The 23,737-nt window shown below is 71.1% G+C and carries 22 protein-coding genes and 1 riboswitch; of the genes, 18 read left to right on the top strand and 4 right to left on the bottom strand.

The window, feature by feature from the left end; all coding sequences use genetic code 11:
- Positions 1–63: 63 nt before the first annotated feature.
- Complete coding sequence (locus OG371_RS12200) at positions 64–1,602, bottom strand: trypsin-like serine protease (RefSeq protein ID WP_329068607.1); 1,539 nt, start codon at positions 1,600–1,602, stop codon at positions 64–66.
- Between the two features lie 170 nt (positions 1,603–1,772).
- Here OG371_RS12200 and OG371_RS12195 point away from each other — a divergent pair, with 170 nt between their 5' ends.
- Positions 1,773–2,234 (top strand): hypothetical protein, encoded by a 462-nt coding sequence (locus tag OG371_RS12195; RefSeq protein ID WP_329068605.1) that lies wholly within the window; start codon positions 1,773–1,775, stop codon positions 2,232–2,234.
- Between the two features lie 96 nt (positions 2,235–2,330).
- On the opposite strand, the gene OG371_RS12190 is transcribed toward OG371_RS12195, so the two are convergent.
- Positions 2,331–2,789, bottom strand: a complete 459-nt coding sequence (locus OG371_RS12190) for a GreA/GreB family elongation factor (protein WP_091617488.1) — start codon at positions 2,787–2,789, stop codon at positions 2,331–2,333.
- Between the two features lie 122 nt (positions 2,790–2,911).
- On the opposite strand from OG371_RS12190, the gene OG371_RS12185 reads away from it, so the two are divergent.
- The 4 genes from OG371_RS12185 (at position 2,912) to OG371_RS12170 (ending at position 7,312) form a co-directional block, all read left to right on the top strand.
- Positions 2,912–3,499, top strand: coding sequence for a TetR/AcrR family transcriptional regulator (locus tag OG371_RS12185; RefSeq protein WP_329068603.1), 588 nt, complete (start codon positions 2,912–2,914; stop codon positions 3,497–3,499).
- Positions 3,500–3,518: 19 nt separating this feature from the next.
- Complete coding sequence (locus OG371_RS12180; RefSeq protein ID WP_329068601.1) at positions 3,519–4,040, top strand: gamma carbonic anhydrase family protein; 522 nt, start codon at positions 3,519–3,521, stop codon at positions 4,038–4,040.
- Between the two features lie 73 nt (positions 4,041–4,113).
- Positions 4,114–4,199: riboswitch (ZMP/ZTP riboswitch) on the top strand.
- Between the two features lie 21 nt (positions 4,200–4,220).
- Positions 4,221–5,489 carry a serine hydroxymethyltransferase gene (gene glyA / locus OG371_RS12175; protein WP_329068599.1) on the top strand — a complete coding sequence of 423 codons (1,269 nt, stop codon included), beginning with the start codon at positions 4,221–4,223 and terminating at the stop codon, positions 5,487–5,489.
- Between the two features lie 176 nt (positions 5,490–5,665).
- A complete protein-coding gene (locus OG371_RS12170) occupies positions 5,666–7,312 on the top strand; it encodes an MDR family MFS transporter (protein WP_329068597.1) in 1,647 nt (548 codons plus the stop codon).
- Between the two features lie 68 nt (positions 7,313–7,380).
- On the opposite strand, the gene OG371_RS12165 is transcribed toward OG371_RS12170, so the two are convergent.
- The gene (locus OG371_RS12165) at positions 7,381–7,896 is read right to left on the bottom strand and encodes an inorganic diphosphatase (protein ID WP_329068595.1); all 516 of its coding nucleotides are present in this window, start codon (positions 7,894–7,896) and stop codon (positions 7,381–7,383) included.
- Positions 7,897–9,289: 1,393 nt separating this feature from the next.
- Positions 9,290–9,853, bottom strand: coding sequence for a hypothetical protein (locus OG371_RS12160; protein WP_329068593.1), 564 nt, complete (start codon positions 9,851–9,853; stop codon positions 9,290–9,292).
- Between the two features lie 57 nt (positions 9,854–9,910).
- Here OG371_RS12160 and dacB point away from each other — a divergent pair, with 57 nt between their 5' ends.
- The 13 genes from dacB (at position 9,911) to folK (ending at position 23,737) form a co-directional block, all read left to right on the top strand.
- On the top strand, positions 9,911–11,668 hold the full coding sequence (gene dacB, locus OG371_RS12155; protein WP_329068591.1) for a D-alanyl-D-alanine carboxypeptidase/D-alanyl-D-alanine endopeptidase: 1,758 nt from the start codon (positions 9,911–9,913) through the stop codon (positions 11,666–11,668).
- Between the two features lie 800 nt (positions 11,669–12,468).
- On the top strand, positions 12,469–13,485 hold the full coding sequence (locus tag OG371_RS12150) for a zinc-dependent metalloprotease (protein WP_329073024.1): 1,017 nt from the start codon (positions 12,469–12,471) through the stop codon (positions 13,483–13,485).
- Positions 13,482–14,447 (top strand): tRNA lysidine(34) synthetase TilS, encoded by a 966-nt coding sequence (gene tilS / locus OG371_RS12145; protein ID WP_329068589.1) that lies wholly within the window; start codon positions 13,482–13,484, stop codon positions 14,445–14,447. Before OG371_RS12150 ends, tilS begins: the two co-directional genes overlap by 4 nt.
- A gap of 3 nt (positions 14,448–14,450) precedes the next feature.
- Complete coding sequence (hpt, locus tag OG371_RS12140; protein ID WP_091617139.1) at positions 14,451–15,002, top strand: hypoxanthine phosphoribosyltransferase; 552 nt, start codon at positions 14,451–14,453, stop codon at positions 15,000–15,002.
- A 216-nt stretch (positions 15,003–15,218) separates the two neighbouring features.
- Positions 15,219–15,584 (top strand): hypothetical protein, encoded by a 366-nt coding sequence (locus tag OG371_RS12135; protein WP_091617140.1) that lies wholly within the window; start codon positions 15,219–15,221, stop codon positions 15,582–15,584.
- A 22-nt stretch (positions 15,585–15,606) separates the two neighbouring features.
- A complete protein-coding gene (locus OG371_RS12130) occupies positions 15,607–17,025 on the top strand; it encodes a hypothetical protein (RefSeq protein WP_442876105.1) in 1,419 nt (472 codons plus the stop codon).
- An 81-nt stretch (positions 17,026–17,106) separates the two neighbouring features.
- On the top strand, positions 17,107–17,907 hold the full coding sequence (locus OG371_RS12125) for an ESX secretion-associated protein EspG (protein ID WP_329068585.1): 801 nt from the start codon (positions 17,107–17,109) through the stop codon (positions 17,905–17,907).
- A 111-nt stretch (positions 17,908–18,018) separates the two neighbouring features.
- Entirely contained in the window at positions 18,019–18,843 is an 825-nt protein-coding gene (locus OG371_RS12120) for an ESX secretion-associated protein EspG (protein ID WP_329068583.1), read from the top strand.
- 202 nt (positions 18,844–19,045) lie between these two features.
- The gene (ftsH, locus tag OG371_RS12115; RefSeq protein WP_329068581.1) at positions 19,046–21,466 is read left to right on the top strand and encodes an ATP-dependent zinc metalloprotease FtsH; all 2,421 of its coding nucleotides are present in this window, start codon (positions 19,046–19,048) and stop codon (positions 21,464–21,466) included.
- Positions 21,438–22,055, top strand: coding sequence for a GTP cyclohydrolase I FolE (gene folE, locus OG371_RS12110; RefSeq protein WP_329068579.1), 618 nt, complete (start codon positions 21,438–21,440; stop codon positions 22,053–22,055). Before ftsH ends, folE begins: the two co-directional genes overlap by 29 nt.
- Positions 22,052–22,894: a dihydropteroate synthase gene (folP, locus tag OG371_RS12105; RefSeq protein WP_442876104.1), complete on the top strand. Its 843-nt coding sequence runs from the start codon at positions 22,052–22,054 to the stop codon at positions 22,892–22,894. The genes folE and folP overlap by 4 nt, the downstream gene beginning before the upstream one ends.
- Positions 22,887–23,246, top strand: coding sequence for a dihydroneopterin aldolase (gene folB / locus OG371_RS12100; protein WP_328604933.1), 360 nt, complete (start codon positions 22,887–22,889; stop codon positions 23,244–23,246). Before folP ends, folB begins: the two co-directional genes overlap by 8 nt.
- Positions 23,243–23,737 carry a 2-amino-4-hydroxy-6-hydroxymethyldihydropteridine diphosphokinase gene (gene folK / locus OG371_RS12095; protein WP_329068577.1) on the top strand — a complete coding sequence of 165 codons (495 nt, stop codon included), beginning with the start codon at positions 23,243–23,245 and terminating at the stop codon, positions 23,735–23,737. The genes folB and folK overlap by 4 nt, the downstream gene beginning before the upstream one ends.

The following is a 23,737-nucleotide window of genomic DNA, read 5'->3' as shown; positions in this document are numbered from 1 at the left end:
CGGGGACTACGGAGTCTCGTCGTCGATTTCACCCGGTGGGCGGAACGGAACCCGCTGGACTGATCACCTCGTCGCGCCGGTGAGAGCGCAGCCAGGCCGGGAAAGGTCCAGCTTCGAACCGGTGGTCAGACAAGCGGTGAGAACGTTGACCTGCTGGCCATAACCGCGGCCCTGCACCGAAGTCACGGTCCCGTCCGCGGCCACCTCGCAGGGGTTGTTGTCCGTGCACTGGTCGCCGGCTTCGTTGTGGGTGTTGTGGATTCCGATGATCGTCGTGTTGTCGGCGGCCAGTAGCGCGGAGCCGGACGTGCCGTGCCAAGGCATGCAGTCCGGGCTGGTGGCGTAGCGGATCGAGTTGTCCTGCTGGTAGCCGCCCTCGCGCAGGTGCGGGACCACGGCCTCGGCGGTGCAGGCGAAACGGCGGCCGCTGTTGGCCATGGACAGTGCGTCGCCCGGCCCGGCAGGAGTGGAACTGAGCTGGAAGATCTTCGCGCCCTCGGCCGTGAGCTGCGCGTACGTCTTGTCCAGGCGGTAGAGCGCGACGTCGGTGCCGGTCATCGTCGCGTACTCCAGGCGGTTCGCGTGGGCGGTGGCCCCGGGGTAGCCCTCACGGTCGTCGACGGCGATCTTGCGGTCGGCGGGCTGGTCCACCAGCGCGGCTCCCGGCGCGGGGCGCTGCCCCTGCACGCAGTGGCCGTTGGTGAGCAGCAACGCCGGGTCGTCCGGCGCGGAAGTCGCAGTGCGGACCACCGAGCCCATGCAGCCGGACAGGTCCACCGAGCCCTCGACGTTCGGGATCGGGTCGTCCGGGGGCACGTCGGTGCCGCTCATGATGCCCTTGATCCAGTCGACGTGTTTGGTGACGTCGGTGAAGAGCGTGGGCGCGTTCGTGCCGCCGGGGCCGCTGACCACGCCGGCCAACTTCCACTGGCCGCCTTCGCGGACCAGCGCGGGCCCGCCGGAATCCATGTTGGTCGCGGCGACGCTGCCGTCACGGCTGCCGACACACAGCTCCCCGGCGTTGGCCGACGGGCAGGTCGAGATCGGCTGCACGGCGGTGTCGGCTTCCCGCAATCGCGTCGGGAAACACGCGGGATTGTTCATGTCGTCGCAGGTCATGCCCCAGCCCAGGATGCGGGCGGGCGTGTTGTCCCGCGGCGTGGCCGACGCGATCCGGATGGGCTTGGCCTGCACCGGGGTGCTCAGGTGCATCAGCGTGAGGTCCTTGCCCCAAATCCCGCCCTCGTCCTGGAAATTCGACAGCCGGTAGAAATGGTCGACCTTGGCGACCTCGCCGCCGGACGTGGTGTCCAACGACCCGATGCGGACCTTCCAATCACGGGGGACGCCCACTTTCGCCAGGGTCGGGGTCCTCGCGCAATGGCTGGCGGTCAGAACCCATTGCGGCGCAAGGACTTCCACTCCGCAGCCGTGACCGTCCGCGCGCGGTGGCGCGGGATAGGCCGGCTGGAACGAGCCCATGAACGAGTACGCCTGGGTCGACTCGGTGCCGCCGACGACGGCCTGCGCCGGGGCGCCCAGCACGGTTGTGGTCAGCGCGAGCGCGGCGCCGACCGGTAGGAACAGAGATCGAATTCGCATACCCGGCAGGATGTTCGGCCCATGTCCGCGTAGCTCGATCGCCGTTCGACCGTTCCGTAACAGGGCCCGCCGACTGGCCGGGGCAGCGGCGCCCGGGTCGGTCGGATGGCCGGGGACGACCGGCCGGAAGACCGATGTGGCCGGGTCCGCGGGGCGGTTGACTCGGTCCCATGAATCTCATCGGGAAGAGGGCGGTCCGGGCCGGCGTGGCGGTCGCCGGGGTCGCGGTGGCGAGTGCCCTGGCGGGGTGCAGCCTCAGCGAGGCCGTGACCGAGAAGGCGAACGGCCACGTCAAGACCGTCGAGTACCAGACCGGCACGGAGGGCAAGGCCAGCCGGGACGTCCAGCTGCCGGGCTGGGTGCCGGACCAGGCCCAGTCGGTTTCGGAGGTCATCCGGACGACCGGTTCGGAGCGGATCCTGCGCTACACCGCCGCCGGCGCCAAGCTGCCCGCCACCTGCCTGCCGGGCCCCGCCCCGAAGACCGCGCCCACGCTGACCGCGGACTGGTGGCCGAACGGCCAGGAGACCAAGACCGACAAGCTCTGCGACGCGGTCTGGCACGTTTCCAGCGACGGCACCACGGTCTACGCCTACAAGCCGGAGACGATCGATCAGCGCGGCGCCAACTGACGAAAGCCGTCAAAAGCTCGTCGGGACAACGAAGGCCGGGGCCGCCCACTGCGGGCGACTCCGGCCTTCTGGTCCACTGTGGTCAGTCCAGCGGGGTCAGTCCTTCGGCGGGGTCAGCTCGAGCACGGTGGCCTTCGCCTGGCCGCGCGGCGTGCGGTAGGTGATCTCGTCGCCCGCCTTGGCGCCGACCAGGGCCAAGCCCAGCGGGCTGTCCGAGGTCAGGGAGTCCACGTCCTCACCCGGGATGGTCACCACGTTGAGCACCTCCTCGTCGCCATCGGCGTAGCGGAGGGACACCCGAGTGCCGTCGGGGAGCAAATTGCTGTCGTACGCGCCGTGCTCCAGCTTCGCGGACACGTCGGCGATCTGTCGTTCCAACCGGGCGGCGGACTCCGCGCGGTCGATCACGTCCGCCTGGTCCGCCGCGTCCCCCGTGCGTTCCTGCTCTCCCGGCTGCGGCGCGAGCGCCGCCCGTTGAGCGCGCAGGTCGGCTATTTCCTTCTCCAGCTGCCGGCGCGCTGCCGGGCTGAGCCCCTTGTCCCCTGAGATCACCATGCCGCGCATTGTCCGCGTTACGGACCGGGGTGGCCAATCCGGTTTTTCACCCGGGGGAGCAGGCTGGGACATCTGCCCTAGGATTCGGGCCTATCGTCCTGAATAACGTAACGAGGATCACCGTGAGCGCCGTACCCGGTCGCAGCGCAGAGCTGTCGCCCAACCAGCTGCAGAAGCAGGAGCAGATCGTCGAGGCCGCGCGCGTGGTGCTGGCCAGAGACGGGCTCGCCGGGTGCACGGTCCGCGCCATCGCCGACGCCGGCCCGCTCACCAAGAGCGCGGTCCACTACTACTTCGCCGACATCGACGTGCTCATCGACCGCGCGATGGCCGCGCACATCAACACCTTCGCGGCCGGCTTGCGCACCGTCGCGGAGAAGTACGAGGACCCGCGCGAGCGGCTGTTCGCCGTCACCGAGGCGTACCTCGCGGAGTTCGCCGAGCGGCCCAACGGCGCGTTCCTCTGGTTCGAGTACTGGATCGCCGCCGGCCGCGCGCAGCACCCACAGGCCATCGACGCGATGCTGACGTCGATCACCGAGCTGCTCACCGAACTGCTGTCCCCGCTGGACGTCGACGACCCGCGGGCCCGCGCCCGCGCGCTGCTTTCGTACCTGCTCGGCGCGGTGGTGCAGCAGCGCGTGCGGCCGCGGCCCGTCGAGAGCCTGCGCGCGGACGTCGAGGCGCTCTGCTTCGCGAACTATCGCTGACGCCGCTTAGGGTGCGGGCATGCCTCTGTTCTCCTTCGAGGGCGCCAGCCCGCAGGTTCACCCGGACGCGTGGATCGCCCCCACCGCCACCCTCATCGGCGACGTGACGGTCGAGAAGGGCGCCTCCGTCTGGTACGGCGCCGTGATCCGCGCCGACTTCGGCCCGATCGTGATCCGCGAGGGCGCGAACGTCCAGGACAACTCCGTGATCCACTCCGGCGGCGGGACCCCGACCGAGGTCGGGAAGAACGTCACCGTCGGGCACCAGTGCCTGGTGCACGACTGCACCGTCGGCGAGCAGGCGCTGATCGGCAACGGCTCGACGGTGCTGGACAAGTCCGTGATCGGCCCGCGCTCGCTGGTCGCCGCCGGCGCGACCGTGACGCCGGGGACCGAGGTGCCCGCCGAGACGATCGCGATGGGCAGCCCGGCCAAGAAGTTCGTGCCGCTCACCGATTCCGCGCGGATGTGGGTGGAGCACAACGCCGGCATCTACCAGGACCTCGCGCGGCGCCACCGCGACGGCTCCGAGCCCGTCTAGCCGATCCCGGGCGGAGCCGGTCGACCTCGTGGCCGGTTCTGCCCGGGCAGGGCCCGGCGTCGACTAAACTCCGGCACGCAGCTGCGACTGGCGCCATCAGAGGTGGAGCACCACCGGGAAGCGACGACGAGGCCGGCACCGCGCGCCTGGGTGAGGGCCACTGCAGAGCCGGAGTACGCCATGACCCATCAGCCTGCCCTGTCCGCACTCGCCGCGACGGACCCGAGGATCGCGGAGCTCGTCGAGGACGAGGCCCAGCGACAGCACGACAAGATCCGCCTGATCGCGTCGGAGAACTACGTCTCGCAGGCCGTGCTCGAGGCCACCGGCACGGTGCTCACCAACAAGTACTCCGAGGGGTACGCCGGCCGTCGTTACTACGAGGGCCAGCAGTTCGTCGACCCGATCGAGACGCTCGCCATCGAGCGCGCCAAGGCCGTGTTCGGCGTCGACCACGCGAACGTCCAGCCGTACTCCGGCTCCCCGGCGAACCTGGCCGCGTACCTCGCGTTCGCCCAGCCCGGCGACACCGTGCTCGGCATGGCGCTGCCCGACGGCGGCCACCTGACCCACGGCTGGAGCGTGTCCGCGACCGGCAAGTGGTTCAACCCGGTGCGCTACGGCGTGCGCAAGGAGACCGGGCGCGTCGACTTCGACCAGGTGCGCGACCTCGCCCGGCAGCACCGGCCGAAGCTGATCTTCTGCGGTGGCACGGCAATCCCGCGCACCATCGACTTCCCGCAGTTCGCGGAGATCGCGCGTGAGGTCGACGCCGTGCTGGTCGCCGACATCGCGCACATCGCCGGGCTGGTCGCGGGCGGCGCGCACCCGTCGCCGGTCGGCCACGCGCAGGTGATCACCACGACCACGCACAAGACCCTGCGCGGCCCGCGCGGCGCGATGATCCTGTCCGACGCCGACCACGCCAAGGCCGTCGACAAGGCGGTTTTCCCCGGCCTGCAGGGCGGTCCGCACAACCACACGACCGCGGCCATCGCGGTCGCGCTCGGCGAGGCGCAGCAGCCCTCGTTCGCCGAATACGCGCACGCCATCGTCGCGAACGCCAAGGCGCTGGCCGACGCCCTGATCGAGCGCGGCTACGACCTCGTCTCCGGCGGCACCGACAACCACCTGCTGCTGATCGACCTGACGAACAAGGCCGTCCCCGGCAAGCCGGCCGCGCAGGCGCTGGACCGGGCGGGCATCGAGCTGAACTACAACACGGTGCCGTTCGACCCGCGCAAGCCGTTCGACCCCTCGGGCATCCGGCTGGGCACCTCGGCCATCACCACGCGTGGGCTCCGGCCCGAGCACCAGCCGCAGGTCGCGGAGTGGATCGACCGCACCGTGACGGCCGCGGCCGCCCAGGACGAGGCCGCCCTCGGCACCATCGCGGCCGAGATCCGCGAGTTCCTGGCGCCGTTCCCCATCCCGGGTTACTCCGCCTGACGCTCACCGCCGAGAGGGCCGTCCGCTTCCCGCGGACGGCCCTTTTTGCTGGTCAGCGGCCGGAGACGAGCGTCACAGGGTAATTTGCTTGCCCAATACAAGCTTTTCGGGAACACTTGCATCCGGCAAGTAGTTGAGGGGTACAAGCAACTACTCCGGAACCTCAGGGAGACCCGATGAGCGACACCATCACCGCGGAAGGGGGCGCCGCGACGAACGGCCGGCTTTCGCACCGCCAGATCCTCACCGTGCTGTCCGGGCTGATGCTCGGCATGTTCCTGGCCGCACTCGACCAGACCATCGTCTCGTCGGCGATGAAGACGATCGCCGACGAACTGCACGGGCAGAGCCTCCAGGCCTGGGCCACCACGGCCTACCTGATCACCGCGACGCTTTCGACGCCGCTGTACGGCAAGCTGTCCGACCTCTTCGGCCGCAAGCCGATGTACCTGACGGCGATCTCGCTGTTCCTCGTCGGCTCACTGGCCAGCGGCATGGCGAGCTCGATGTACGAGCTGGCCGCGTTCCGCGCGTTCCAGGGCCTCGGCGCCGGCGGCCTGATGTCGCTCGCGCTGGCGATCATCACCGACATCACCGCGCCGCGTGAGCGCAGCAAGTACCAGGGCTACTTCATGGCGGTCTTCGGCATCTCGAGCGTCGCGGGCCCGGTCGTCGGCGGCTTCTTCGCCGGCCTCGACTCGTTCGCCGGTCTCACCGGCTGGCGCTGGGTGTTCCTGGTGAACGTGCCGATCGCGCTGGCCGCGCTGGTCGTGGTCAGCAAGGTGCTGAACCTCCCGCACGTGCGCGTCAAGCAGCGTGTCGACTTCCTCGGCGCCGGTGCGCTGGCGCTCGGCCTGGTGCCGCTGCTGGTCGTCGCCGAACAGGGCCGTGAGTGGGGCTGGGGCTCGCCCACGTCGCTGGCGATGTACGCGGTCGGCCTGATCGGCGTGGTGCTGTTCATCCTGCAGGAACGCCGCATGGGCGACGCCGCCCTGCTGCCGTTGCGGCTGTTCAGCCGGCCGGTGTTCCGGGTGGCGACGATGGTCACGGTGATCCAGGGCATCGGGATGTTCGGCGCGATGATGTCGCTGCCGCTGTACCTGCAGATCGTCAAGGGCGCTTCGCCGACCCAGGCCGGACTGCAGATGCTGCCGCTGACGCTCGGGATCATGGTCGCCAGCCTCGGCAGCGGCGCGCTGATCTCGCGGACCGGCCGGTACAAGGCGTTCGCCGTGACCGGGCTCGGCCTGATGGCGGCGGCCCTGTTCGGGCTCGCCACGATCGGCGTCGACACCCCGCTCGGCGTGGTCATGGCGATCGCGTTCGTGATGGGGCTCGGCCTCGGGTCCTCGATGCAGACGCTGCAGCTGGCGGCCACCAACGACGTCTCGCCCCGGGACATCGGCGTGGCGACCTCCTCGGCCACGTTCTTCCGGCAGATCGGCGGCACGGCGGGCACCGCGGTGTTCCTCTCGATCCTGTTCGCCACGGTCGGCGACCGGATCGCGGCGGCCGTTCGCTCGGCGCTGGCCACCCCGTCCTACGTGGCGGCCCTGGCGCAGCACCCGGAGTTCGCGAAGCAGATGGCGGGCGGCCTCGACGTCAACGACACGTCGTTCCTCTCCTCGCTCGACCCGGTGCTCGCACGGCCGATCCTGGAAGGGTTCGCCAGCTCGATGAGCACGGTGTTCGTGGCCGGCGGGATCGTGCTGACGATCGGCTTCGCGCTGGTCTGGCTGCTGAAGGAGAAGCCGCTGTCGGACAAGTCGGCGATGGAGCAGCGCTCGGAGGAAGACGCGGCCCAGCTGGCGCTGGCGCACTGAGCCGGTTCCACTAAAACGCCGAAGGGCCGTTCACTCGGTTGAGTGAACGGCCCTTCTTGCGTCGGCTGTCAGTGCTCGGCGCCGTCGACCTCGAGCTTGGCGAGGCGGTCGACCTCACGCTCGTAGGAGCGCTTGATCTCGGCCTCGGCCTCGGCCCGCCCGACCCACGACGAGCCCTCGACGCTCTTGCCCGGCTCGAGGTCCTTGTAGACCTCGAAGAAGTGCTGGATCTCGAGCTTGTGGAACTCGTTGAGGTGGTGGATGTCGCGCAGGTGCTCGAGGCGCGGGTCGTTCGTCGGGATGGCGAGGACCTTGTCGTCCGGGCCCTTCTCGTCGGTCATCCGGAACATGCCGATCGCGCGGCAGCGGATCAGGCAGCCCGGGAAGGTCGGCTCCTGGACCAGCACGAGCACGTCCAGCGGGTCGCCGTCCTGGCCGAGGGTGTCGTCGATGAAGCCGTAGTCGGCCGGGTACTGGGTCGCGGTGAACAGGGTCCGGTCCAGTTTGATGCGCCCGGTCTTGTGGTCGACCTCGTACTTGTTGCGTTCCCCTTTGGGGATCTCGATCGTGACGTCGAACTCCACGGCCGTCCTCGCTACTTCTCGAATCTCGGTATCCCACGCGTCGTGGGCGGCAACCGTAATCACCTCATTGACGTCACTAGTGTGGACTACGCCCCGCCGGTCGGTCCCATGGATGTCGGCTAGGCGGCATGTGAGCTTGGCCCCTCCCGGGGCAGGTGAGAAGGAGTGGTGGGTGCCGGACAACGACCAGCCGATGTGGCCCGATGGTGACGAGGACACGTCGTCACGCGGCGGCGGCGCGACGGCTCGCCTCCCGATCCCGAAGCCCGGCCAGACCGTCACCGACCGGCTCGCCGTGCCGAACGTCACACCCGGCCCGCCCGGCTCCTGGTTCAAGCCGAACGTGCCACCGGACCTGATTCCGGGGGTGAACACACCTGATGACGGGTTGGAGCAGGGCTCGGGTTCGGCTGGTTCGGGCGGGCCTGGTTCGGGTGGGTCTGGTGGGGGTGGGTCGTCGGCGCCTGGTTCGCCGGGGGCTGGTGGCCAGGGCGTTGGTGTGCAGGGCGCTGGTGGGCAGCCGGGGTCGGGCAGTCAGCAGGGTTCCGGGAGCCAGTCAGGTTCGGGTTCGTCCGGGCCGGGAGGCCAGTCGGGTTCCGGGGGACAGCCCGGGGCGGGCTCGCTGGGGCAGGGCGGCCCGCGGGGTTCCGGCGGTCAGCCGGGGCGGGTTTCACCGGGGCAGGGTTCGGCGCAGTCGCAGTCGTGGCCGCCGCCGTCTCAGGGGCCGCAGGCTCAGCAGCCCCAGCCGTCACCTCAGTCGCCGCGGCAGGAGGGCGCCGATCGTTCGGGCAGCGACTCGCGCGCAGCCGACTCCAGCCGCGCTGGCGATCAGCAAGGTGCTCAATCTCAGCCCCAGCAGCCCCAGCAGCCCCAGCAGATCTGGAGGCCGCAGCAGCCGCAGCAGGCTCAGGGGCAAGGCCCTGGGGTGGCGCAGTCATCGCAGGGGGACCAGGGGCGGTCGTCCCAGCAGAACCAGCCGTCTCAATCGAACCAGCCGGAGCAGCAGGGCCAGGCGCCCCAACAAAACCAACAGAGCCAGGCGCCCCAACAAAACCAACAGAGCCAGGCGAACCAACAAAACCAACAGAGCCAGGCGAACCAGCAGGGCCAGGCGAATCAGCAAAACCAGCAGAGCCAGGCGAAGCAGCAGAACCGGCCGTCCCAGGCGGAGTCTCAGGCGGAGCGGCCGGACCAGTCGACGCAGCAGTTGCCGGTCCGTCCGCAGCAGGTGCCGTGGGTTCCGGTCGAGCGTCCGGCGCGGAAGGGCGAGGCGCAGGGCGAGGGGGCTCGTCCGCTGTCGATCTGGACTGATCGTCGCGAGGAGCTGACCGGCGAGCCGCAAAGCCGCGGCGATCAGCAGGCGCCACAGGGCCGTGGCGACCAGCCGGCGGAGTCACTGTGGACGGACCGGCACAGCGGCCAGCCGGACCAGGAAGCCCAGCGCCGTCCGGACTCCCTCTGGATCGATCACCACACCAAACCCGCCGACGAGCGGTCGGACAGCTCCCGTAGCGAGGGCGTCGGCCAGCGCCAGGACGGTGGCCCTGCCGGTCCGCGCCCGGACGGACCCGGCAGCCAGCGCCCCGCCGGCCAGTACCCCGAGGGTCAGCGCTCCGCCGGGCAGAACCCGGACGACCAGCGACCTGACAGCCAACGCTCCGAGGGTCAACGCCCTGAGGGCCAGTGGCCCGACAATCAACGACCTGATGGCCAACGCGCCGACAATCAGCGACCCGATGGCCAGCGCTCTGACAGCCAGCGGTCCGCGGGCCAGCGACCCGACGGCCAGTGGCCCGACAGCCAACGGCCCGATGGCCAGCGTGCCGACAATCAGCGGCCCGATAACCAGCGGCCCGAGGGCCAGCGGCCGGACAACCAGCGACCTGGCGACGCCCGGCGCGACGGGAGCCGCGAAGAGCAGCGGTGGAACAGCTTCCGCAGCGAGGGGCCGGACCAATTCCGCAATGACGGCCCACCGGGTCAGCGGCCCGGCGGCTGGTCGCAGCAGATCGACGTGCGGGAGGGGCGCGGCGACGAGCCCGGGGACCGGCGGGGCCTGCCGCCCGAGCCGCCGCGGGGGATGGTGCCTTCGGCGTCGTCTTCGGTGAACCAGGCTCGGCCGATGCGGATCGAGCCGTCTGGGGAGCAGTTCCCGGCGGAGGCGACCGTCGGGATCGAGCGGCCCAGCGAGGGCTTTCCGCTGCTTTCCGGTCAGCCCGGCCTACCCGGTCAGCCCGGTCAGCCCGGTCAGCAGAGTCAGCAGGGCCAGTACGCGCCCCAGGACCACGACCCGGCCGACGACCGCGGGTACGCCGACGAGCCGCCCCAAGACCCCCCGTACGAGCCGTACTCGCCTGCCGAGCCGCCGCGGAAACGTAGGCGTGGCAAGAAACTGGTGGTCATCGGCGCCGTTGTGGTGCTGCTGCTCGCGGCGGTGGGCGTCGCGGCGGCGATGCCGAAGGTGTCCACGAAGCTCGGCCTGCCGTGGGCGCCGGCGAACGCGCCCAAGAGCGACATCCCGGATGCCGCGTCGGTCAGCCTCGCGTTGCACGGTCCGGATACGACGGGGCAGGGACCGTCGGCGGGCGGGGTGGGGTCCGCGCTGTCGGGCCCGGCTGCCAACAAGGCGCTCGCCCAGCTCACCGGCAGCGTGATCGACCCGGCCACCGGCGATGTGCTGTGGGACCACGGGTCCACGACGGCGCTGACGCCGGCGTCGACCACGAAGATCCTCACCGTTTCGGCCGCGCTGCTTTCGATGGAGCCGACCAAGCGGCTGACCACGAAGATCGTCCAGGGCGCGCAGCCCGGCACGGTGATCATCGTCGGCGGCGGCGACCCGACGCTGACCACGCTGCCGATCGGCACGGACTCGCCGCTGTACCCGGGTGACGCGCACGTCGACGACCTCGTCGCGCAGGTCAAGAAGGCCACCGGCGGTGACGTCAGCAAGGTGCAGCTCGACCTCAGCGCCTACACCGGCCCCCAGACCGCCCCCGGCTGGGAACCCGGTGACGCGCCGTCGACCTACGGCGCGCCGATCGTCCCCGCGATGACCGACGGCGGCCGCATCAACCCGAAGGTCGACGAGACGCCGCGCTCGGGCACGCCCGCCACCGCGCTGGCCCAGCTGATCGCCGGCAAACTCGGCGCGCAGGCGGGCGGCACGGCCAAGGCGCCGGACGGCGCGAAGGTCCTCGGCCAGGTCCAGTCCGCGCCGTTGCCGGACCTGGCCTACGCGCTGCTGCAGATCTCCGACAACGTCCTCGCCGACGCACTCGGCCGCCAGGTCGCCATCACGGCCGGCGCCGACCCGTCGTTCGCGGGCGCGGGCGCTTCCGTGAAGAAGGTGCTGCAGGACCACGGGTTCGACGTGAGCAACCTGCAGCTGTTCGACACCAGCGGGCTGTCCAACCAGAACCGAGTGCCCGCGCGGCTGCTCGCGCAGATCCTGGCGGCGGCGGCCGCGCCGGACGGCAAGTCCGCGGACACGGCCAAGCTCCGTCCGCTGCTCGCGGGCCTGCCGGTCGCGGGCAGCCCGGCCGGCACCCTCGGCCCGCGCTACCAGTCCGGCGACTCCGCGGCGGGCAAGGGCTGGGTCCGCGCCAAGACGGGCACCCTGACGTCGGTGAACACCCTCGCCGGCTACGTACTGGACAAGGACAACCGGGTCCTGGTCTTCGCCTTCATGTCGAACGGCTCGGACAAAAACCCGGGCCAAGCGGCCCTCGACGTCCTGGCGACGACGCTGCGCAACTGCGGCTGCCACTGACCGGAGCCAGTGGGCAGCGCGCTGTGCCTGAATGGGGTCGCGCGCTGCCGTTGGCTGGGCCGCGTTTGCCGCGGCTGGAGTTGCCAAGGCAGAGAGCTGCGTCGAACCGGCGCCACCTGGGTAGCACGCTGCGCCAGACCGAGCTGCGCGCTGCGGCTGGCTGGAATGCCTGGGCAGGGTGCTGCTGCCGGCCGGAGCGACCGGCGCCGAGCTTTGCCGTCGACCGGAGCTGCCAGCGCAGGGCGCTGCGACCGGCCGGAGCGACCCGGGCAGAGCGCCGCCAAAACTGACCGGAACAACCGACGCAGAGCGCCGCCGTCGGCCGAGCTACCAGGCAAGGCCCGAGCGCATCCACCTCGGCGTGCCCGGGTTTCGACCGGGCGCACGCACCGCATGCGACCTCAGCTCGCCATGCGCCTACTTCCGTTGCCGCATAAGGAAAGTAGGCAAAGTCGAACGCCCCGCCTCAGCCGAGCCCGCTCCCCACGCGCCCGGCCTACGCGCCCGGCCCGCGCACCCACACCGCGACAGCCGCCACAGCCGTCATCGCACCTCCCCACTCGACTCAGCCGGTCACCACCTCACCTTCCACACACGTTCTCCCCGCGAACCTCGACACCTGGTACCCCCTCGTCTCCATCACGGGAACCAGTGCACCACCCGGGTACGACATTTTCCGGCGCCGGAGGATCCGAAATGACCACAACCACGCTCCGAACCCCGCGCTCAGGCGGGAAAAGGCGCTCGGGCCGGGTAGCGTCAGAGGGGTGAGCCAGGAAACCGAGACCCACCGGCGGCCGATGGTCGACTGGGACCTCGCGGCGTCCACCGGGGCGTTGCTCGTGCGGGGTGGGCCGCAGGTGCCCCGGGACGTGGCCGAGCAGGCGGTTGTCGACCTGCGGGAGTTGACTGCGGAGGCCGAAGGGCACGTGCGGGGGCTCACCGGGCTCGGCCAGGACCTGCCGTTGCTGCCCGGCACCGTGGTCGACCGGGCCGGGTGGGTGCGGGCGGCCGCGTCCGGGCTCGACGCGCTCACCGGGCGCGCGCTGCCCGAGGCGCAGGGCGGACCACTGGGCCCGATCCTCGCGGGCGGCGCCGGCGTACAGACCGGGCTGGTCCTTTCCTTCCTCGCTTCGCGCGTGCTCGGCCAGTACGACCCCTTCGGCGGCCCCGAGCGCGAAGGGGAGCTGCTGCTCGTCGCGCCCAACGTCGTGGCCGCGGAGCGGGCGATGCAGGTGCCGGGACGCGACTTCCGGCTGTGGGTCTGCCTCCACGAGTGCACGCACCGCCTCCAGTTCACCGCCGTGCGATGGCTGCGCGACTACTTCGCCGACGAGGTCGAGCGCCTGGTCACCGGCATCGCCGGCAACTCCGCCGACGGCCTGTCCGACCTGGTCGGACGGCTGCCGGAGGCGCTCAAGCAGCGGGGCAAGTGCGTCGGCATCGCCGAACTCCTTCAGTCGCCGAAAGAGCGCGCCGTCTTCGATCGCCTTCTCGCGCTCTCGACGCTGCTGGAGGGCCACGCCGACTACGTGATGGACGCCGTCGGCCCGCAGGTCGTGCCCAGCGTCGACACGATCCGCTCGCGCTTCACCGCGCGTCGCAAGGGCGGAGGCCTCTTCGACCGGATGCTGCGCGCGTTGCTGGGCATGGACGCGAAGATCCGGCAGTACGAAGAAGGCGCGAAGTTCACGAAGCACGTTGTCGACGCTGTCGGCATGGACGGCTTCAACGCGGTCTGGCGCTCGCCGAACACCCTCCCGACCCGGGCCGAAATCACCGATCCCGCGGCTTGGGTACGGCGTCTGCACGGGTGAGCGCGGTCGCGGCGGTTCGCAAGGCGGTGCGGGATTTCCTCGGCACCGTCGAGCTTCCCGCCGAGCTGTGCGTCGCCGTCTCCGGCGGCGCGGACTCACTGGCGCTGGCCGAGGCGACCGCGAACGCCGGACGGCTGCGGCAGATCCCGACGCGCGCCCTCGTCGTCGACCACGGCCTGCAGCCGGGCTCCGCGAAGGTGGCCGAAGAGGCTGCGGCGCGCGCGAAGCAGCTCGGCGTCGAGAGCGCCGAAGTCCTCACCGTCCGCGTAGACGGACGCGGCGGCCCCGAAGCGGCCGCGCGCACCGCGAGGTACGGCGCGCTCCGCGAAGCCCGTGGCGAGGCTCTCGTGTTGCTCGGTCACACCCTCGACGACCAGGCCGAGACCGTCCTGCTGGGCCTCGGCCGCGGCTCCGGTCCGCGGTCGCTCGCAGGGATGCGGCCGCACGACCCGCCGTGGGGACGGCCGCTGCTCGGCATCACCCGCGAGCAGACGCGGCTGGCCTGCGCCGAACTCGGCGTCGAACCGTGGCAGGACCCGCACAACGCCGACCCTCGCTTCACCCGCGTCCGCCTCCGCGCCGAAGTTTTGCCGCTGCTGGAGGACGTCCTCGCCGGCGGGGTCGCCCCCGCGCTGGCCCGCACGGCCGCGCAACTGCGCGACGACACCGAGGCGTTGGACACAGTGGCCGACCGGATCCTCACCCGCGCGGGCGGCGCCGAAGGTCTGGACGTGGCCGTGCTGGCCGCCGAGCCCGCGGCACTGCGGCGGCGGGTTCTCCGCAGGTGGCTGCTGGACTCCGGGGTGCGTGAACTGACCGACGCGCACCTGCGGTCGGTGGACGCGCTCATCGTCCGCTGGCGCGGGCAGGGCGGCGTTTGGCTGCCGGGCAAGTTGGAGGCGCGACGGGGCCATGGCAGGCTCTCGCTGAACGGACCCGAACCCACCACCCGAGGGGAATGACCCGTGTACGAGGGCGAGATCGCCTCCGTGCTCATCACCGAGCAGCAGATCAACGAAAAGATCGCGGAGCTGGCGGCCAAGATCGCCGCGGATTACCCCGAGAACGGGCAGGGCGAACTCCTGCTGGTCGGCGTCCTCAAGGGCGCCGTCATGTTCATGACGGACTTCGCGCGGGCGCTGCCGTTGCCGACCCAGCTGGAGTTCATGGCTGTGTCGTCGTACGGCTCGTCCACGTCGTCTTCCGGGGTGGTGCGCATCCTCAAGGACCTCGACCGCGACATCGCGGGGCGGCACGTCCTGATCGTCGAGGACATCGTCGACTCCGGGCTGACGCTGTCGTGGCTGCTGAAGAACCTGGCGAGCCGGAATCCGGCCTCGCTCGAGGTCGTCTCGCTGCTGCGCAAGCCCGACGCCGTGAAGGTGGAGGTGCCGGTGAAGTACATCGGCTTCGACATCCCGAACGAATTCGTGGTCGGCTACGGCCTCGACTACGCCGAGCGCTACCGCGACCTGCCCTACATCGGCACGCTGGACCCGCGCGTCTACACGTCGTGACGAACGCCCGGTGAACCTCACCGGGCGTTCGCGCGTGTGGATGGCGGAGAACGTTTGTCCACAGGTTCGCCGAACCTTGTTGCGGCGATCACCTCCGGTACGGAACCCTGGGTCGGGCGATCGCGTCATACGTGCCGACCAGGTGCGTTAACCTATGCGAAGACCTATTGCCATGCGGGCGGGGCGAGCTCGCGCGGGGGAACGGAGAGAGGGCAGATGGGCAACAGCAGCTTGGCCGACGCCAACGCGTTCAAGAACGCCGCCGCCAACGGTCAGGTCGGCATCGATCCTGACGCGGCACAGACCGTGCTGAACAAGATCCGCACCGGCAAGGACGCGATCGAGGCCCTGCTCAACAGCTCGGGCTCGCTGGCGCAGCCGCCGAAGCTGGGGGCCAACCCGGTCGGCCAGGCGATGGCGGCGAAGTTCGTCCAGCGCGCCGACGGCGGCGGGGACTCCTACGCCTCCGCGCTGAAGAACCTGCTCGACCAGTACGAGGCGGCCGAGCAGGGCATCGTCACGGCGATGTCGAAGTACCACGAGATCGACCAGTCTGCCGCCGACCCGTTCCGCAAGGCCTGACGTCCGAGGGGGATCACCAGTCATGGCACCGAATCACGACACCAGCGGCACCGGGCAGCAGCCGACGCCGCTCTCGCCGGGCACTCAGGGGACGTCCGGCACGCCGCTCGTGCCGATGGGCGACAACAGCGAGTCGCAGAGCATCGTCGCGTCCGCGCGCTCCAGCTCCGGCGGCTTCGAGATGGGCGGCGACCGCGCGATCGCGAACCCGCCGAACTGGAACTCGCAGCAGAGCCAGGAGCTCTACAACGGCGCGGTCACCGACAACGACCCCGGCACCGCCGAGGCCACCGGCCAGCAGTGGACGAAGCACGGCACCGAGCTGAAGCAGGCGTCGGACCACCTCTACAACGCGATCTCCGAGCTGGGCAACGCCTGGGTCGGCCATGGCGCCGCGGGTGCGCAGGGCGCGCTCGTGTCCATCGCCAACTCCGGCCAGCAGGCCTCGGACGCCGCGCACACGATGGCCGACCGCCTCGGCAAGCAGGCCGCGGCCGCCGCCGAGGTCAAGAAGATGCCGGCCCCGCGCGACTTCGACCCGAAGCAGGCGATGGCCGCCGCGCTGGCCGGCGGCCCCGCCGCGATGGCCGCGGACCAGAAGGTCCAGGCCGACGCCGCGAACGACGTCAAGGCGCAGCAGGTCGCGTTCTTCAACGCGTACACGCAGTCGATGAGCGAGGTCGACGGCTCGACCCCGAGCTTCGGCCCCGACTCGCTCGGCATGAAGCCCACTGCCTCGCACTTCAACGGCAACTCGTTCAACTCGCTCAACGGCGGCTCGCACTCCGGCAACGTCGGGGCTGTGGGCGGCGTGGGCACCCCCGCGCTGGGCGGCCCGATCGGGTTCGGCGCGGGCGGCCACGGCAGCGTCGTCGGTGCCGGCGGCCCGCACGTCACCGGTGATTCGGGCACGTACGGCGCTTCCGGCGCGGCCCCGACCGCTCTGCCCGCGGCGGGCCCCGGCGTTGGTGCCGGGACCGGTGCGGTGAGTGGCGCGGCCGCGATCACCCCGTCGGCTCCGGCCGGCGGTGGCGGCGCCGGCGGTGTCGGCTCGGCGCTCGGGCTGGGCGCGGTCGGCGGCGGCCTCGGCTTCGCCGGCGCGAAGCTGGGCCAGGGCACCCGCAGCGGCTCTCGCAACAACGAGGAGAGCACGGCCGCGGCGGCCGAGCACCAGAACGGCCAGAGCGCCGCTTCGGCGGTTCCGCAGCAGGGTGGTGTGGTCCCCGCGGGCGGCACCATCGGCGGCCAGGCCCCGGCGCCCGGCATGAGCGGCGGCATGGGCGGTATGGGCGGCGGCATGGGTGGCGGCCAGGGCCAGGAGGACGAGGAGCACACGCACGCGTCGTTCCTCATCGAGCCGGACCCGGACGACGCCTTCGGCGCCAACGAGGCCACCCCGCCGCCGGTCATCGGCGCGTGGTCGGACGAAGACGACGACTGATTCCTTTCCCACGGGCGCGCGGCCTTCCCGGCCGCGCGCCCGTGTTTTTCCTGAAACGCTTGTGTGACAAGGGGTTGGTCGATGCCGAACGCGGAGCTGCTCACCCCGCTCGAGCTGGACTTCCTGTGGGAGTCGGCCGGGATGGGGGAGCTGCCGTACCCGCTGCGGGCGCGCTCGCACGGGAGCACCGTGGACGAACGGGCCGCGCTGCGCGGGCAGGCGCTCAACGGGCTGGCGCAACGCGGGCTGGCCGACGGGCGCGGGCGGCCGGAACCGCACGTCGAGGACTTCTTCGGCATCCTCGCCTCACCTGACCTCAGCCTCGACTCGGTCCAGCTGATCGACCCGAACGCGGAGCCGCTGCTGGCGGTCGCGGGCGCTCTCGGCGGCCAGGGGCTGCTGGCCGTCCAGGACACCCGGGGGCTGCACCTGCAGCCCTGCCCGGTGGACGGCCTCGCGACCGCGATCGTCTCGCTGCTGCCGGGCGCTCCGCGCGGCACGGAGAAGTCGATCACGGTGCCGCTGGAGCAGCTCGTGGGCGCCTCGGGCGTCGACTTCATGCAGCGGCGCGGCAACCAGGTGGACGCGTCGGGCCGGGCCAGCGTGGACGAGGACCGCAAGGCCCTCGCACGGCTGCACGCCCAGCCCCGGCTGCGCGGCGGCCAGGTCGGCGCCAACGCCCGCAACCGCATGGGCGGCCGGAGCCGCTCCCCGGTGCTCAGCTGGTTCGACACCGAGAGCGGCCGGTACTTCACGCAGGCCACCAGCGGCCGCGACGGCCGGGACTGGATCACCATCGCCCCGGCCGACGCCGCCACGCTGCGCCACCGCCTCGGCGAGATGTTGTCCGGCGCGGCGCAGGCGAGCACCGCCGCCTTCTGACGGCCCGGCTCGCGGACGAGGAGTTCCGGTTCGCGCTGAAGCGTTGACCTGGGCCGGGCTTTCCGCGCTACGCTGAGCCAGAGTTCGATCCTGGAGAGTGAGCAGCACCGCATGCAGCAAGAGTTCTTCACCCCGCTGGCGTTCGACTTCCTCTGGGAGTCCATGGAGCTGGGCGAGCTGCCGTACCCGCTGCGGGTGCGCTCGCACGGCGCCACCGAGGACGAGCGGGTGTCGCTGCGGCACCGGGTCGACGTCGAGCTGAAGGCGCGCGGCGTCCGCGATGCCCGCGGTTACGTCGAGCCGCGCCTCGACGACTGGCTCGGCCTGCTCGCCCGGGGCCCGGTTTCCATCGACGCGGTGCACATCCCGCAGTTCCAGGCACACCCCATCGCGATCCTCGCCGCGGGCGACGACCGCACCGGCGTGGTGGCGATCCAGGACGGCGACGGCATCTGGCTGCGCGGCATCCCGTCGGACGGTTTGGCGTCCGCGGTGATCGACCTGCTGCCGGCGGGACCCCGCGGCAGCGAGGCGTCCGTCACACTGCCGCTCGACGAGGCATTGAACACGCGCCCGATCCGGGTGCCCGTTTCGGCTTCGAGCGGGCCCGCCGAGGCCGAGGAGAAGGGTCGCCGGGGGAGGCGTCAGTCACTCAGCGAGCGCGTGACGGTCGACCCGAAGGAGACTTACGGGCTGATCTCGGGCCAGCCCCGGCAACGCGGCGGTCAGCTGGCAGCGAACAGCCGCTCCTCGCTCGGGACCCGGCAGCGGTCCCGCGTGCTGGGCTGGTTCGACACCGCCACAGGGCGTTATCTGAGCCTCTCACGTGCGGGTTCGGACGGCCGCGAATGGGTGACGGTGGCTCCGGCGGATCCCAAGACACTGCGTACGCGGCTTGGTGAGATGGTGGCGTCTGTGGCGGTTGACACACGCTAGGGTGACCGGGTCCGGAACGATCCGGGAACCCTGGTGCGGTATCGCCCGTTGACCTGCGTGAGGCTCATCGGGGTCCAGCGTCCGCCCGGACGGTACCCTGATGTAACCGGTGCGGGAGCACCATGGGTTGTCAAGATCGTGATGGCGGGTATCACAGGAGCCGCCCAACCAGGGAGGGTCGAGGCCAGCAGGGCCGAGTCGTATGAACCGGAAGAGCGTGCTCAGGAACCCACTGCTGTGGATCGTCGCGGGGTTGCTGGCGTTGTTCGCCTACAACACGATCTTCGACAGCGATCGTGGATACACCCAGGCTCCCATCTCAGTGGCTGATCAGCAGATCAAGCAGAACCACGTCAAGGAAGCAAGCCTCGAGGACAAGGAGCAGCAGGTCAAACTGCTGCTCACGCAGAAGATCGACGTCGACGGGACGCAGACCGACCAGATCGTCGCGCAGTACCCGGCGAACGCTTCGCAGGAGATCTACGACAAGCTGATCGCGGCGCAGAACAACGGCCAGCCGATCAAGTTCACCACCAAGGTGACGCAGCAGAGCATCCTGACGCAGATCCTCATCTTCGCGATCCCGCTGGCGCTGGTACTCGGCCTGCTGATGTGGATGATGAACAACGCGCAGGGCGGCGGCAACCGCGTCCTCAACTTCGGCAAGTCCAAGGCGAAACAGCTGAACAAGGACATGCCCAAGACCACCTTCGGCGATGTCGCGGGTGCGGACGAGGCCGTCGAAGAGCTGTACGAGATCAAGGACTTCCTGCAGAACCCGGCGCGATATCAGGCGCTCGGCGCGAAAATCCCGAAGGGCGTGCTCCTGTACGGGCCGCCAGGCACCGGTAAAACGCTGCTCGCGCGAGCCGTCGCCGGTGAAGCGGGCGTGCCGTTCTACACGATCTCCGGCTCGGACTTCGTCGAGATGTTCGTCGGTGTCGGTGCTTCGCGAGTGCGTGACCTGTTCGAACAGGCCAAGCAGAACGCGCCGTGCATCATCTTCGTCGACGAGATCGACGCGGTCGGCCGCCAGCGCGGCGCCGGCCTCGGCGGCGGGCACGACGAGCGCGAGCAGACGCTGAACCAGCTGCTGGTCGAGATGGACGGCTTCGACGCCCGCGGCGGCATCATCCTGATCGCGGCCACCAACCGGCCGGACATCCTGGACCCGGCGCTGCTGCGCCCGGGCCGGTTCGACCGGCAGATCCCGGTGTCGGCGCCCGACATGCGCGGCCGCCGCGCGATCCTCGAGGTGCACGCCAAGGGCAAGCCGATCGCGCAGGGCACCGACCTGGGCAGCCTGGCCAAGCGGACCGTCGGCATGTCCGGCGCCGACCTGGCCAACGTGCTGAACGAGGCCGCGCTGCTCACCGCCCGCAAGAACGGGCACGTGATCGGCGACGTCGAGCTGGAGGAGTCGGTCGACCGCGTGGTCGGCGGGCCCGCTCGCAAGAGCCGGATCATCTCCGAGAAGGAGAAGAAGATCACGGCCTACCACGAGGGCGGGCACGCGCTCGCCGCGTGGGCGATGCCGGACATCGAGCCGGTGTACAAGCTGACGATCCTGCCGCGCGGTCGCACCGGTGGGCACGCTCTGCTCGTCCCGGAGGACGACAAGGAGCTGATGACCCGCTCGGAGATGATCGGCCGGCTGGTGTTCGCCATGGGCGGGCGCACGGCGGAGGAGCTGGTCTTCCACGAGCCCACCACCGGCGCGTCGGCCGACATCGAGCAGGCGACGAAGATCGCGCGCTCGATGGTCACCGAGTACGGCATGAGCGCGCGGCTCGGCGCGGTCAAGTACGGCCAGGAGCAGGGCGACCCGTTCCTGGGCCGTTCGGCCGGCCGCCAGGCCGACTACTCGCTCGAGGTGGCGCACGAGATCGACGAGGAGGTGCGCAAGCTCATCGAGACCGCGCACACCGAGGCGTGGCACGTGCTCAACACCTACCGCGACGTGCTGGACGAGCTGGTCATCGAGCTCCTGGAGAAGGAGACGCTGACCCGCAAGGACCTGGAGCGGATCTTCGCGACGGTCGAGAAGCGCCCGCACATCACCGTGTTCAACGAGTTCGGTGAGCGGACGCCGTCGGACAAGCCGCCGATCAAGACCCCGGGCGAGCTGGCGATGGAGCGCGGCGAGCCGTGGCCTCCGCCGGAGAAGGAGAAGAAGCCGGTCCGCCAGCCGGAGCCGACCCCGGTCGGCACCGCGCCGGGAGCCGGCGACCTGCCCGGCGGGCCGCCGTACCCGGCCCCGGATCCGAACGCCAACCCGTACGCGCCGCCGCAGCCGGGCGCGCACCCCAACGGCGGCCGTCCCAACGGTGGGCCGAACGGCACCGGTTACTGGCCCCAGTCGTATGGTGGTCAGCAGCCGGGCGGTCCGGCGGGCGGCTACTACCCGGGTGGCCCGGGCGGTGCGCAGAGCGGGCCGCCGAACTACGGTGCCCCCCCGGGGTGGACCCCGGCGACCTCGCCGGGCGGCAACCCCGGCCAGCAGTCGTGGCGTCCCGCCGAAGACCGTCCGTCTGAGCAGGGCTGGTTCGCCGATGGGGCGAACGGCCAGCAGCCGGACGAGGGGCAGCAGCGGCGTGACGTGGACGGACCAGACAAGCAGTAGCAACGGCGTGGCCCGCCCGGCCTTCGATCAGGACCGGGCGGAGAACGCCATCCGCGAGCTCTTGCTCGCCTGCGGCGAAGACCCGGACCGGGATGGCCTCAAGGACACCCCGGCCCGGGTCGCTCGCGCTTACCAGGAGATGTTCAGCGGGCTGTACCTCGATCCGGCCGAGGTGCTGGACAAGACCTTCGACGAATCCCACGAGGAGCTCGTGGTCGTCACCGACATCCCGATGTTCTCCACCTGCGAGCACCACCTGCTCTCCTTCCACGGGGTCGCGCACGTCGGCTACATCCCGAATGCCAACGGCAAGGTCACCGGCCTGTCCAAGCTGGCCCGCCTGGTCGACCTCTACGCGAAGCGGCCGCAGGTCCAGGAGCGGCTGACCTCGCAGGTGGCCGACGCGCTGGTGCGCAAGCTCGAGCCGCGCGGGGTGATCGTGGTGATGGAGGCCGAGCACCTCTGCATGTCGATGCGCGGGATCCGCAAGCCCGGCGCGCGCACCATCACCTCGGCCGTGCGCGGGTTGCTGCGGACTTCGGCGTCCTCGCGAGCCGAGGCGATCGAGCTGATCAAGGGGCGACGGTGAGCTCGCTGCCCGCGCCCGGGCGTTGCGCGGTGATGGGGATCCTCAACGTGACGCCCGATTCGTTCTCCGACGGTGGCCGTTACCTCGACACGGACCAGGCGCTCGACCACGCCCGCCGGATGTGGGCGCGCGGCGCGGACCTGATCGACGTCGGCGGCGAGTCCACCCGGCCCGGCGCGTTGCGCGTCGACGCCGAGACGGAGGTGGCGCGGGTGCTGCCCGTGATCCGGCAGCTGGCCGGCGAGGGCGTGGCGCTGTCGGTCGACACCACGCGGGCCGCGGTCGCGGAGGCCGCGCTGGACGCCGGCGCGCGGGTGATCAACGACGTCTCCGGCGGCCTCGCCGACCCGGGCATGGCGCACGTCGCCGCGGACTCCGGGGCACCGTGGGTGCTGATGCACTGGCGCGGGCACAGCAAGGACATGAACGCGCTCGCCAGCTACACCGACGTCGTCGCCGAGGTGCGCGCCGAGCTGCTGTCCCGAGTGGACGAAGCCCTGGCGGCCGGGGTGAAGCCGGACGCCATCGTGCTCGACCCCGGCCTCGGCTTCGCCAAGCAGGCCGAGCACGACTGGGCGCTGCTGCACGGGCTGGACTCCTTGCTGGAGCTGGGTTTCCCGGTGCTCGTCGGGGCCTCGCGCAAGCGGTTCCTCGGCCGTCTGCTGTCCGGAAAGGACGGTGAGCCACGGTCGCCGTCCGGTCGCGAGGACGCCACCGCCGCCATTTCGACGCTCGCCGCGACGGCGGGCGCTTGGGGGGTGCGTGTGCACGAGGTGGGTGCTTCGCTGGACGCGGTCGCTGTCGCGGCCGCCTGGTCACGAGGACGGGCCGATGGCTGACCGCATCACACTCACCGGGCTGCGGGTGTTCGGCCGCCACGGCGTCTTCGAGCACGAGAAGCGCGACGGGCAGGAGTTCGTCGTCGACATCACGGTGTGGCTCGACCTCGGCCCGGCCGCGGCGTCCGACGACCTGACCAAGACCCTGCACTACGGCGAGCTGGCCGAGCTGGCGGCGGGCATCGTCGCGGGCGAGCCGTACGACCTGATCGAGAGCGTCGCGGGCCGGATCGCCGACGAGGTGCTGCTGGACACGAGGCCGAAGGCCGTGGAGGTCACCGTGCACAAGCCGTCCGCGCCGATCCCGCTGACGTTCGACGACGTCGCCGTCACCGTCCGGCGGGAGCGGTGAGCCGCGCCGTCCTCTCGCTCGGCTCGAACCTCGGCGACCGGCTCGGGTACCTGCGCGGCGCGGTCGACGCCGTGCGGCCGTGGCTGGTCGCGGTTTCGGGCGTCTACGAGACGAAGCCGTGGGGGGTCGAGGAGCAGCCGGACTTCCTGAACGCCGTCTGCATCGTCGACGACCCCGCGCGTGACCACTGGGCCTGGCTGCGCGCGGGGCAGGCCGCCGAGCGGGCGGCCGGCCGGGTGCGCGAGCAGCGCTGGGGCCCGCGCACGCTGGATGTCGACATAGTGACCGTCGACGGCGTCCGCTCGGACGATCCCGAACTGCTGCTGCCGCACCCGGGCACCCCGGACCGCGCGAGCGTGCTCGTCCCCTGGCTGGAGATCGAGCCGGCCGTGGTCCTGCCCGGCCACGGCTCCCTCGTGGAGCTGCTGGCGCTGCGGCCGGAGTCCGATCGCGCGGGAGTCGTCCGGCGGCCGGACCTCTCCCTGGCCTGA

Origin of the sequence: Amycolatopsis sp. NBC_01480 (genome assembly GCF_036227205.1) — a bacterium.
Lineage (GTDB): Bacteria > Actinomycetota > Actinomycetes > Mycobacteriales > Pseudonocardiaceae > Amycolatopsis.
The sequence above is the reverse complement of the archived record's forward strand: the minus strand, read 5'-3'. Positions and strand labels throughout refer to the sequence as shown.